The 12,526-nt window shown below is 57.5% G+C and carries 11 protein-coding genes; all 11 read left to right on the top strand.

Annotated features, from left to right (window positions below; genetic code table 11):
- Positions 1-165 precede the first annotated feature (165 nt).
- The 11 genes from G4C92_RS06010 (at position 166) to G4C92_RS05960 (ending at position 11,675) form a co-directional block, all read left to right on the top strand.
- Positions 166-1,254, top strand: coding sequence for a LacI family DNA-binding transcriptional regulator (locus G4C92_RS06010; protein ID WP_330654821.1), 1,089 nt, complete (start codon positions 166-168; stop codon positions 1,252-1,254).
- An 81-nt stretch (positions 1,255-1,335) separates the two neighbouring features.
- Positions 1,336-2,748, top strand: coding sequence for an extracellular solute-binding protein (locus G4C92_RS06005; protein ID WP_274941673.1), 1,413 nt, complete (start codon positions 1,336-1,338; stop codon positions 2,746-2,748).
- 115 nt (positions 2,749-2,863) lie between these two features.
- The gene (locus G4C92_RS06000; RefSeq protein ID WP_274941672.1) at positions 2,864-3,757 is read left to right on the top strand and encodes a carbohydrate ABC transporter permease; all 894 of its coding nucleotides are present in this window, start codon (positions 2,864-2,866) and stop codon (positions 3,755-3,757) included.
- 5 nt (positions 3,758-3,762) lie between these two features.
- Positions 3,763-4,650, top strand: coding sequence for a carbohydrate ABC transporter permease (locus G4C92_RS05995; RefSeq protein WP_274941671.1), 888 nt, complete (start codon positions 3,763-3,765; stop codon positions 4,648-4,650).
- Positions 4,651-4,881: 231 nt separating this feature from the next.
- Positions 4,882-5,142 (top strand): hypothetical protein, encoded by a 261-nt coding sequence (locus G4C92_RS05990; RefSeq protein ID WP_274941670.1) that lies wholly within the window; start codon positions 4,882-4,884, stop codon positions 5,140-5,142.
- 22 nt (positions 5,143-5,164) lie between these two features.
- Positions 5,165-5,668 carry a GreA/GreB family elongation factor gene (locus G4C92_RS05985; protein WP_274941669.1) on the top strand — a complete coding sequence of 168 codons (504 nt, stop codon included), beginning with the start codon at positions 5,165-5,167 and terminating at the stop codon, positions 5,666-5,668.
- A gap of 184 nt (positions 5,669-5,852) precedes the next feature.
- Positions 5,853-6,959, top strand: a complete 1,107-nt coding sequence (locus tag G4C92_RS05980) for an ABC transporter ATP-binding protein (protein WP_274941668.1) — start codon at positions 5,853-5,855, stop codon at positions 6,957-6,959.
- A gap of 232 nt (positions 6,960-7,191) precedes the next feature.
- Entirely contained in the window at positions 7,192-8,136 is a 945-nt protein-coding gene (locus tag G4C92_RS05975; RefSeq protein ID WP_274941667.1) for a PucR family transcriptional regulator, read from the top strand.
- Positions 8,133-10,403, top strand: coding sequence for a hydratase (locus G4C92_RS05970; RefSeq protein WP_274941666.1), 2,271 nt, complete (start codon positions 8,133-8,135; stop codon positions 10,401-10,403). Before G4C92_RS05975 ends, G4C92_RS05970 begins: the two co-directional genes overlap by 4 nt.
- A 27-nt stretch (positions 10,404-10,430) precedes the next feature.
- Entirely contained in the window at positions 10,431-10,961 is a 531-nt protein-coding gene (gene lepB, locus G4C92_RS05965; RefSeq protein ID WP_274941665.1) for a signal peptidase I, read from the top strand.
- Between the two features lie 486 nt (positions 10,962-11,447).
- Positions 11,448-11,675, top strand: a complete 228-nt coding sequence (locus G4C92_RS05960) for a hypothetical protein (protein WP_274941664.1) — start codon at positions 11,448-11,450, stop codon at positions 11,673-11,675.
- Positions 11,676-12,526 lie beyond the last annotated feature (851 nt).

The raw sequence follows: 12,526 nt of genomic DNA, 5'->3' as shown, positions 1-12,526 counted from the left end.
AGAGACTGAAAACATGTCGAAACGGGACGGGACGGAATGTTTCAGGGTTTCGACGCGGGATTTTTATTGATGTTGCGAAATAATGCCGCTTACTATTTGAACAATCTGACAAAATAATGTCATAATCACGGAAAAAACATAAAAAAGCTTGCACAAACGGGCAAAATGAACTATATTGAGGCTGCGAAAACGATTAAGGAAACACAGAGAGACGGAAAGGAGGGCCCGGAGATGGTATCCATGCGGGATATTTCTCTTCGATGCGGCGTGTCTGTGGCGACCGTCAGCAAAGCCCTCAACAACCACAGTGACATCTCGGAAGCCACCAAGCAGATGGTGAGAGCGGCCGCGCAGGAGATGGGGTATTTCCCCAACGCTTCCGCAAGGGCGCTGAAGACCAGCCGGTCCTACAATGTCGGTGTTCTGTTCGTCGACCGGGCGGGCAACGGCCTGATGCAGGACTACTTCGGTTCGATCCTCAACAGCTTCAAGGACAAGGTGGAATCGGAAGGCTACGATCTTACGTTTCTCAACGCCAATCGGACGAACCACAGAATGACGTTTCTTGAGCACAGCCGCTACCGCGGTCTGGATGGTGTTGTGGTCGCCAACGTGGACTTCAATCAGGAGGAGGTCGCGGAGCTGATCCGGAGCGAGATCCCGGTGGTCACCATCGACCACACCTACGACAGCAAGCCGTCCGTTATCTCGGACAATATCGGAGGTATGCGGGCGCTGGTCACCTACGCGGCGGAGATGGGGCACCGGCGGATCGCCTACATCACCGGCGGCGATCAGTCCCCGGTCACGAGAAACCGGATCGGATCCTTCTATCACACGCTGGAAAGTCTTCAGATTCCGGTGCGGGAGGAGTATGTGACGGACGGTGACTACCGTAACCCGGAGCGCTGCTGCGAGGTCACGAAGCGGCTGCTGGATCTTCCGGAGCCGCCGACCTGTATCCTGTACCCGGATGATCTGGCCGCCATCGGGGGTGTCAACGCACTGAAGGAGAGGGGGCTTTCGATCCCTGAGGATGTTTCCATCTGCGGCTACGACGGCATCGATATCGCGAGAATGCTTGAGCCGAAGATCACCACGATCGAACAGGACACGGCGTCTATCGGACGGATCGCGGCTGAGAAGCTCATCGGGATGATCGAGCACCCGAAGACGGCGCTGATCGACCGGACCGTGGTGGAGGGGAGGCTGCTGAAGGGCAATTCCGTGAGGAATCTGACCCGGCAGGAGTAAAAACAGTATGCCCGGGCGGCCTGCTGATGCGCCGCCCTGCATAATACATTTCTCACAAGCAACAATAAGAGGAGGAACAATATGAACAGAAAGAAAATGGTCAGCACAGCTCTGGCGGCCGCTCTGGTCGCAGCGATGGGTGCCACGACGGTCGTCAGCGCGGCGACGCCGGTCGCGAACAATGATCTCGCCTACAAGGGTGACATCAACCTGATGCATTTCTCGACATCCGAAGAGGCGGAAGGCAACGGCGGCTCCGACGGCTTCCGGACAACGCTGAAGGCGTGGGAGGACGCGCATTCGGATATCAGCGTCAAGGAGAACGTTCTCGCCAATGACGAGTACAAGACCCAGATCGCCACGCTGGCGGCGGCAGGCGATCTTCCGGATGTCTTCCTGCTTCAGGGTATGAACACGAAGCAGTGGGCGAAGCAGGGCCTGATCATGGATCTCACCGACACGATCAAGGCTTCTCCTTACTACGATGACTATGAGCAGGACTATTTCACACCGTTCAAAGACGGCGACAAGGTTTACGGCTATCCGGTTCTGACCGGCGGCACCTGCACCGTTGTGATCTATGACAAGCAGATGTGGAAGGACGCCGGATACGACAAGTTCCCGGATAACTGGGATGATGTGGAGAAGGCTTCCGAGTACTTCAACGGAAAGGGCATCACCACGGTGGCGTTCGGAAACGGCGGTCAGTGGCAGGCCAACTCCGACTTCCTGAGCACGCTGGGCGACCGTTACACCGGCAAGGACTGGTTCCAGAGCCTGATCGACGGCAGCGGCGCGGCTTTCACGGACGACAAGTTCGTGGCAGCGCTGAAGGAGATGCAGCATCTCTTCACCGAGACGAAGATCTTCAACGAGGACTTCAACTCCGTCACCAACGAGGATGCGCGTGAATATTACATCAGCGGCGACGCGGCGGCCTTCATCGGCGGAAACTGGGATGAGTCCTACATCGCGGCTACGCTGAAGGCGGACGACGAGGACAAGTACAACAACATCGGATTTGCGGTTCTTCCGCAGCCGGCGGATGCGACCGAGGATGCCGACTCCCAGAACATCGGCCTTGGCTACGCGGTGGCCTTCAACAGCAAGGTCGCGGATGATCCGGACAAGCTGGCGGCCTGCATCGATCTGGCTCAGGAACTGACCGGACCGGCTTTTGCCTCCTATGTGGCTGAGAAGTACGCCCTCGGCGGACTGACCAAGGTGGACGACGTCGACCTCTCCAAGTTCGATCAGGTGGTTCAGGACTTCTACAACTACAGCTATGTCGACACAACGAAGTGCGAGATCTATGACTCCTACATCAACAGCGCGGTCTGGGGCATCATGAATCAGGATCTTCAGAGCATGCTGAACGGAGAGAAGTCTCCGGAGGATGTGGCGAAGGACGCGCAGGACGCGTATGAGCAGAACTATCTGGCTGACGCGGCCGGCACGGCTTCGACGGCGGACGTTGAATCTTCGGCATCCTGACACGGACGTTTCCGAGATACGTCGGACGCGCAGTCAATACGGGCCGTTCCACCTGCTTTGAGGGGGCGGGTGGAACGGCTTTTTCCGACATTCAGATTGAGAGGGGGAGTCAGATATGCTGACAACCATCAAACCGAAGCACAGAACCGTTTTTCTCTATCTTCTGGTTCCCGTCGCGATGTTTGTCTTCACGGTGTTTGTGCCTCTGATCACGGCCTTCGTCTACAGCTTCTTCGAATGGAAGGGCGGGCCGAACAAGAGCTTCATCGGATTCCAGAACTACAGCCAGCTTTTCCATGACAAGATCTTCTGGCAGGCCTTCGGTCACAACATCTATCTGGTAGTGGCCTGCATCATCGGGCAGGTCGGCATCGCGTTTGTCATGGTGATGCTGGTCAATTCCAAGACGGCCAGACTAAAAGGCATCCACCGGACGTTCGGCTTCTTTCCGAGCACCATCGCGGCGGTCTGCATCGGCCTGATCTGGAACATGATCTATCACTACAGATACGGTCTGATCAACTGGTTTCTAAAGGCCATCGGCCGGGGCGACCTCTGTCAGGTCTGGCTGAATGACTCCAAGCATGTCATGCTGTACGTCACGATCCCGCTGATCTGGCAGTACATCGGCTATTATATGGTGATCATTCTTTCCGCGATCGCCTCGATCGACACGGAGATTTTCGAGAGTGCCGAGATCGACGGGGCCAACGGCTTTCAGAAAGCAGTTTATATCACGCTGCCGCTGATCAAGAACACGATGCTCGTCTGCATCACACTCTGCATTGCCGGAAACATGAAGGCCTTCGACAACATTTACGTCATGACGTCCGGCGGACCCGGAACATCGTCGATGGTGATGGCGATGTACGGATATACGGTCTCGTTTGAGCAGTCCAACATGGGCTACGGGAGCTGCATTTCCGTCGCGATCTTCGTCCTGTCGCTGGCCGTGATCGGCGGCTCGCAGTGGGCGATCAGAAAAGCAACCGAAGGGAAGGAGGCGTGAGCACTATGGCAGCAGCCGCGGCAACAGTCAGAAAATCGTCCGCGCTCTCGGCCGGCGCAAAGATCCGGCGGGGAATCGGCGGTTTCTTCATCAATCTGATTCTGATCGTTTTTTCGATCTCATGCATTTTCCCGATTATCTGGATGCTGTACTCGTCGCTGAAGGAAAAGCGCGTGTTCAACGCCGACATCGTGGGCCTTCCGAAGCATCCGACGCTTGTCAACTATATCCGGATTCTGACGAACCCGGATTACCATCTCGCTCAGTCCATGCTGAACAGCGTCCGGACCACGGCGATTTCGATCGTGGCGATCATCCTCTTCAGCTTTATCGTCGGCTACATCCTCGCACGGGTGAAATTCAGAGGAAACCGGGCGCTCTACGTGATGTTCCTGATGGGTATGCTGATCCCGATCCACTCGCTGCTGGTTCCGATCTATGTGGTTTTCAAGCAGTGCGGCATCTCGAACAAGTGGTATACGCTGCTTCTTCCGTATATCTCCTTCGGCCTGCCGATGGGCATCTTTCTGGTGGAAGGGTTCGTCAAATCGATCCCGACGTCACTCGAGGAGGCGGCGGCCATCGACGGAAGCTCCTTCTCCCAGACGCTCTGGCAGATCATTTTTCCGATCTGCCGCCCGATTCTGACGACGGTCGGCATCATTCAGGTGTTCGGGTGCTGGAATGAATTCTCCTTCGCGCTGGTCCTGATCAAGGATGTGTCGCTCCAGACTGTACCCCTGGCGCTGACGCAGTTCAAGGGCCAGTTCGCTTCCGATTATCCGAAGCAGATGGCGGCGATGCTGATCACCATGGCTCCGGTCGTCATCCTCTACTTTATCTTCAGCAAGGAGATCATCAAGGGAATGGTCTCCGGCGCGGTGAAGGGATAAACAGCTGTTTCACAGACAGGAAGACACGGCGGGCCGCCGCTCCGGGCAGAAACCGGGACGGCGGCCCGCCGTATGACAGGACGGCTTCCGGCTCCTCTCCGCCCCGTCGGGACCGGAAGCCGCTTTACGCGGCACGCCGCGTCCGCTATAATCAGACTGTTTCCGAAAAGGGCGGACGGGGGAGAGCATCCTCCGTCCTGCTGTTCCTGCGGGCGGAGAAACGGAGGAGCCATGAGAATCTGGGCGAGGATCTGGAAGGACAACCATCTGCTGCGGGACACGGTGGTCGAGGACTGCAGCGACGACACGAGGACACACCGGATATTTCATTGTCTGAATGAGGTCTGCATGATCTTCGATCTGGCCGTGCCCCAGTGGCTTGACGTCAATGTCCGGGAGTTTCAGCGCACGTCGAAGACCCGGTTCCGGCGGGACAGCTTCATCGAAGACGTGGACTTCGATTATCTGGAATTTGAAGTGCTTGAGGAATGAGAAAGGGAAGAGTGCGGTAGTGATGCATGACAGACTGACGAAGGGCGATATTGAGAAAATGCAGGCCGAAATCGATGAGCGCAGGCTGAAGCTGCAGCCTCAGCTGATCGCGGAGGTGCAGGAGGCCAGAGCACAGGGCGATCTGTCGGAGAATTTCGAGTACCACGCGGCGAAGAGCGCGAAGCGGCAGAATGAGAGCCGGATCCGCTACCTCGAGAATATGATCAAGACGGCCGTCATCATCGAGGACCACGCGGCGGCGGACGAGGTGTCGATGGATAAGAGCGTAGAGGTCTATTTCCCCGAGGACGACGAGACAGAGACTTTCCGGATCGTGACGACGATCCGCGGCAACTCGCTGAAGAACCTGATCTCCATCGACTCGCCGCTGGGGCGGGCGCTGCTGCACCACAAGGCCGGCGACACCGTCCATGTGAAGGTGAACGAGAACGCCGGCTACGACGTGGTGGTGAAGCGGATCGGCGCGGACGAGGGAGAGGCCGGCGACACGATCAGGGCGTTCTGAGCGAATTCTTTCGTCAAAGTGGCAACGAATTCATACTTTTTTTGTACAGGCTTCCATAGCGTTTCCATACAGGCTGACAGTATACTGTGTGTAACAGTTCAAAGACAGCAGAGACGGGCTTGAGAGAATCGTTTTTCTGATCGGCCGGCTGTGCCGATGCTAATCTTTCAGGAGGATAAAACCAATGGCAAGTCTTTCACTTGAGCATATTGACAAGACCTATCCGAACGGATTCAAGGCGGTCAAGGATTTCAACCTCGATGTCGCGGACAAGGAATTCATCATCTTCGTCGGACCGTCCGGCTGCGGAAAGTCCACGACGCTCCGTATGATCGCCGGCCTTGAGGATATCACGGGCGGTACGCTGAAGATCGACGGCAAGGTGATGAACGATGTCGAGCCGAAGGACCGTGATATCGCGATGGTCTTCCAGAACTATGCTCTGTATCCGCATATGACCGTGTATGACAACATGGCGTTCGGCCTGAAACTCCGCAAGGTCCCGAAGGATGTCATCGACAAGCAGGTCAGAGAGGCGGCCAAGATCCTTGATCTTGATCAGCTCCTTGACAGAAAGCCGAAGGCTCTGTCCGGCGGCCAGAGACAGCGTGTCGCGATGGGCCGTGCGATCGTCCGTAACCCGAAGGTCTTCCTGATGGACGAGCCGCTGTCCAATCTGGACGCGAAGCTCCGTGTTCAGATGAGAACCGAGATCTCCAGACTGCATCAGAGACTCGGCGCGACGATCATCTACGTCACGCATGACCAGACCGAGGCGATGACGCTCGGAACCAGAATCGTCGTGATGAAGGCCGGCGAGGTTCAGCAGATCGATACTCCGCAGAACCTTTATGATCATCCGTGCAACCAGTTCGTGGCCGGATTCATCGGCTCGCCGCAGATGAACTTCATGGACGCGAAGGTGTCCGCGAAGGGCGGCCAGGTGACAGTCGAGGTCGGCGGCCATACCCTTGAGGTTCCGGCCGACAAGGCGTCCGCCCTGAAGGCTTATGATGGCAAGACGGTCGTGCTCGGCATCCGTCCGGAGGACGTCCACGACGAGAAGGAATATCTTGAGAAGTACGCCAACGCGACGATCGAGGCGCCGATCCGCGTCTACGAGCTGCTCGGTGCTGAAGTGTTCCTGTATTTCGATTTCGCGGGCTCCCAGATGACTGCCCGTGTGAATCCGAGAACGCCGGCAAGAGCAGGCGACACCGTGAAGTTCGCGTTCGATATGAGCAAGACGCATTACTTCGAGAAGGATACAGAGAAGACCATCACGGACTGAAGCCTGTGACGGATCGGACGAGGCTGTATGCCGCCCCGGCGGCGTACAGCCTTTTAATATGGCCTCATTTATGGTAAAATGACCCAAATGCCTGTTCGCGCGGACCGTGTTTCTTTCATCCGGAGGCGCGAACGGGCTGACGGGCGGAGAGGCGCCAGCCCGGGCACGACGGGCAGTCGAAGGAACCGCCCGCCCGGAAGAATCCATTTCGAGGCAAAGGCAGGAGGAGAGAATGAGCGGTCAGGATGACCTGAAGCGGGCGCTCGGCGAGCTGAATCGGGTAACCGGACTTCATCTGACGGTGGAGGAAGAAGGACCTGACTCCGGGGAGACGGCCGAACGGATCGGCATGCTGACCGAGGCATTCTCCGAGCGGTACGACAAGGCCGCGCTTCTCCGGGGCCTCCTTTTGGGGCAGATCCGGGAGGACCGCCTCTATCAGGCGGCTGCCCGGTTCCATCTTCCGGACCGTATCCGGCGCACGGTCTACCTGATCGAGTGCGCCTCTCAGCCAGGCGGCGATGCGGAGCGAGTGGTGAAATCCATGTTTCTGAGCCGGACAAGTGATCTTTTCTCGCAGCTGGATGAGCGGCGGATGGTCCTGATCCGGGCGGCTCAGTTTTCAGACACAGAGGAGAGCGCCGAACGGTTCGCCCATACGATCGTCGACATGCTGAACGCCGAGGCGATGACAGCGGTCCGCGTCGGGTACGACCGGCCTGCGGAGAGGCTGACGGAGCTGGCCGGAGCCTTGCGCCACGCGGCAGCGGCGCTTGAGATCGGACGGGTCTTCAACGCTGGAGAAACCGTGATGAGGTACGACCGGCTGGGCGTCGGACGGTTGATACACGATCTTCCGGAGGAGACCTGCCGCCTCTATCTGAAAGAGGTGTTCGGAACGGAGAGCCCGGAGGGACTCGATCAGGAGACGCTCGAGATCATCAATGCATTTTTTGAAAATAATCTCAACATATCCGAGACCGCGCGGCATCTCTATGTGCACCGCAACACGCTGGTGTACCGGCTGGAGAAACTGACCGCCGCGACAGGGCTGGATCTGCGGAACTTCGACGGCGCCATGAAGCTGCGGCTCGCGCTGATGATCTCCGACAGCCTTCGCGCACGGGCGGGGGGAGACGTACAGAGAAACATGCAACCGAAGGAGGGAATGAAATGAAGCTTCACACGAAGGGCGTGTATCTGCTTCACGGCACGGAACTTGCGGAGTCCTGCGCCGCGAGCCGGGACGACGCCGCGAAGGGGACGATGGCGTATTCGATTCTGGCCGCCCATAACACGTCAGGCAGCATGGACGAGCTGAAGATCCGTTTCGACGCACTGACATCTCATGATATCACCTATGTCGGCATCATTCAGACGGCACGGGCGTCCGGACTGACCAGGTTCCCGCTTCCCTATGTGCTGACGAACTGCCACAACTCGCTCTGTGCGGTGGGCGGGACGATCAATGAGGACGATCATGTCTTCGGACTGTCCGCGGCGAAGAAGTACGGCGGCATCTATGTGCCCCCGATGCAGGCGGTGATTCATCAGTACGCGCGGGAAATGCTGGCCGGCTGCGGACGGATGGTGCTGGGATCCGACAGCCATACGCGGTACGGCGCGCTGGGCACGATGGCGATGGGCGAGGGCGGTCCGGAGCTGGTGAAGCAGCTGCTGAACCGGACCTATGACATTCGCCGGCCCGGGGTGGTCGCGGTTTATCTCACCGGCAGCGTCCGGAAGGGCGTCGGGCCGCAGGACATCGCGCTCGCGATCATCGGCGAGGTCTTCCGGAACGGATATGTGAAGAACAAGGTGATGGAATTTGTCGGACCGGGCGTCCACGGCCTTTCGATGGACTACCGGATCGGGATCGACGTGATGACCACTGAGACCACCTGCCTCAGTTCCATCTGGACGACGGACGAGAAGACGGAGGAATACTTCCGGATCCACAAAAGACCGGAGGCGTACCGGACGCTGGAGCCGGCTGATACCGCGTGGTACGACGGCTGCATCGAGCTGGATCTGGGATCGGTGAAGCCGATGATCGCGATGCCGTATCATCCGAGCTGCACGTACACCATCGACGAGGTCAACGATCACCCGTACGAGATTCTGAAGGAGACGGAGGAGCGGGCGAAGGTGGCCTTCGGCGACAAAGTGAAGGTGGATCTCACCGGAAAGATCCGCGACGGCCGCCTGATGGTGGACCAGGGCATTATCGCCGGCTGTGCCGGCGGCGGGTTTGAGAACATCTGCGACGCGGCGGATATCCTGCGCGGCCGAAGCATCGGCAGCGGCTCGTTTTCGCTCAACGTCTATCCGGCCTCGATGCCGATCATGCGTGAGCTGATGAAGAACGGCACGCTGGCGGATCTCGTGGACGCGGGCGCGGTGATCAAGCCAGCCTTCTGCGGGCCCTGTTTCGGGGCAGGCGACACGCCGTCGAACAATGCGTTCTCGATCCGGCACTCCACGCGGAACTTCCCGAACCGGGAGGGGTCCAAGGTACAGGAGGGCCAGATTTCGTCCGTCGCGCTGATGGACGCTCGCTCGATCGCGGCGACGGCGGCGAATCAGGGACGGCTTACCAGCGCGGAGGAATACGACGGCGCGTTCACGAAGCCGGCTTATTTCTTCGATTCGCAGATCTACGCGAACCGCGTATTTGACAGCAAGGGACAGCCGGATCCTTCGGCGGAGCTCGTCTACGGACCGAACATCAAGGACTGGCCGGCAATGCCCGTGCTTCCGGAGAACCTTCTGCTGAAGGTGGTATCGGAGATCCATGACCCGGTGACGACGACGGATGAGCTGATTCCTTCCGGCGAGACTTCGTCCTACCGCTCGAATCCGCTGAAGCTGGCGTCCTTTGCTCTTTCGCGTAAGGATCCGGACTATGTCGGACGTGCACAGGAAGTGAAGAAGGCGGAGGATGCGCTGCTCGGAGACGGCGCGGACGGGATCGGCGCCGCGGCCGCGGCGCTCCCGGAGCTTGGCGGCGTGCTCGAGACGCTGAAGACCTCTCTCGGCTCCGCCCCGGAGACCGGAGAGCTCGGCGTCGGCTCCACGATCTTCGCCGTGAAGCCGGGCGACGGCTCCGCCCGCGAGCAGGCAGCCTCCTGTCAGAAGGTGCTCGGCGGATGGGCGAATATCGCGAATGAATACGCGACCAAGCGCTACCGCTCGAACCTCATCAACTGGGGCATGCTCCCGTTCCTGATCGGGCCGGGAGATCTGCCGTTTGCGAACGGCGACTGGATCTACATCCCCGGTGTGGCGGAGAAGATCAGGGAGAAGGCGCCGGAGATCACGGCCTATGTGGTGAAGGATGGCCGGACGGCTGCCTTTTCCATGAAGACCGGCGATCTGACGGATGACGAGAGAGAGATTATCGAAGACGGCTGTCTCATCAATTACTACAGAAATCACAGATGATGCATCCGGTAACAGAATGAAGGAAACATGAAGAAAATCATTAAAGAGATTCTGCCCTACGCGCTGATCGTTGGCGCGGTGCTGCTGCTCAACCGATTTGTGGTGATCAACGCGAAGATTCCGTCCCAGTCGATGGAGACGACGCTGATGATCGGCGACCGGCTCTTCGGGAACCGGCTCGCTTATCTGAACTCTGACCCGAAACGCTACGACATCGTGATCTTTCACTATCCGGACGACGAGTCCCAGCTTTTTGTGAAACGTCTGATCGGGCTTCCGGGCGATACGATTGAGGTGAAGAACGGCGTCGTTTACATCAACGGAGAGCACGACGACACGGACGACGAGTTTACTTCCACCGATCTCTACGATGACTTCGGTCCATACACGGTGCCGGACAACTGCTATTTTATGATGGGCGACAACCGGGCGCACAGCAACGACTCCCGGTTCTGGACGACGACCTGTGTGCGCCGCGATCAGATCGTGGCGCGGGCGGGCTTTCGATACTGGCCGCTCAACAAGATCGGCTTCGTCAATCAGTACAGCAGCAACTGAACAGCGGCGGACACATGATGCAAGGCCCGGCCTCAGGTATGGAGACATGCGGAGGCCGGGCCATTTGCCGTCCATTTGCCGTTCCGGAGCGGAGCGTTTTCCGCCATTCGCCAGCCCGGCCGGGCCTTTGCCGCCATCCGCCAGCCCGGCCGGGCCTTTGCCGCCATCCGCCAGCCCGGCCGGGCCTTTGCCGCCATCCGCCGGCCGGACCCGGAGCGTTTTCCGCCATTCGCCAGCCCGGCCGGGCCTTTGCCGCCATCCGCCAGCTCGGCCCGGGCCGAGCCCTGTCCGGACGTCAAAAGGTGTTGTACGGAGTTATTGAAACAGTTCTGTAAGTTTATAAAATGACAGAATATTAGCAATAAAATGCATTAATAAACAGGTAACAGATTGTTTACAAATGAAAATCTTGACAATTACCGGGCCGTTTGGTATAGTAAAGACAACAAAGAAAGGAACAAACTTCTTCAATCACCATTAACTCACTTGGCTGAGGCTGCAGAGGTGGAAAACCCCGGAGACGAGAAATCCGAAGTCAAACCTCAGAACAGAGAAGAAAAGGAAGAAGAACGCAGCGGAAGCGAAGAACCTGGGATAAAAGAGAGGAGGATGTTTCCATTGGGCACATCAGATGATCCGATCTACATAGCTCCTCAATATGATGGCGGCAGAGTCAGCAATTCCTCGCAAGAAAGCCATTTCTCTACAAGGTAAGAACTACCGGTAAGATTGAGTTGGAATCGAAAACGCGAAATGGTATATCCGCTGACTTATCATATTGAGCAGAACTGCCGATCCGGTAACGGAGAGAGTGATGAACCGATCGCCTGAGAACATTCCGAAAAGCCGATGTCAATCGGACATGGCGGAAAGAAAGCGGGAGGACATCAGAAAAGGGATATTAAATTTCTAAGTTTCCGATATCAGCTGCGTAAAGAAGCAGCGGGATAGAAAGGAAACGACGCGTCGGGAATTAAAATAAACATTCAATATAGATTCAACGGAAGCAGACAGACTTCAACCAAGAGAATGATCTTCAGGCATAGCGAAAATAAGTCCTGGATCACACGAGGTATTGAATCCAATTGAATAGCGATGAGTGTTAAGGCGGTCGCCGTACGGCAGTGATAGTACGACGACCGCTTGTTTTGTGCGGAAACGCAAGTCTTTTCAGCAGGATATCCGACATGTGTTTGAATGGCGGCCGGCTTTGCCTGATGCTGCGCTGGTAAGAGGATCAATCCCGATATTGTGCAATGCGCTCAAATCAAAACAAATAATTTGTGCGATCTGTACAGGATTGCACTTGATATCGATTTCAGCCCGCGCTATACTTTTCGCTGTACTTAAGTCAGACGAGCAAATAGAACAGGACAGGCTGTGACGAGAAGCGTCCGGAAAATGAATGGCGCAGAGAACTGTCGGCTGGTGCGAGACAGGACAGGACTTTCCGGAGAATCATCTCTGAGCTTCGGCGCGGAACGGCGGGATGCGTTCGGACGGCCGGTTTCGATCGGAATCGGGTGCGGGCAGCAGGAACGCTCAGTAAGAGCCGACGGAGGATC

Origin of the sequence: Chordicoccus furentiruminis (assembly GCF_019355395.1) — a bacterium.
GTDB lineage: Bacteria > Bacillota > Clostridia > Lachnospirales > Lachnospiraceae > Chordicoccus > Chordicoccus furentiruminis.
The sequence above is the reverse complement of the archived record's forward strand: the minus strand, read 5'-3'. Positions and strand labels throughout refer to the sequence as shown.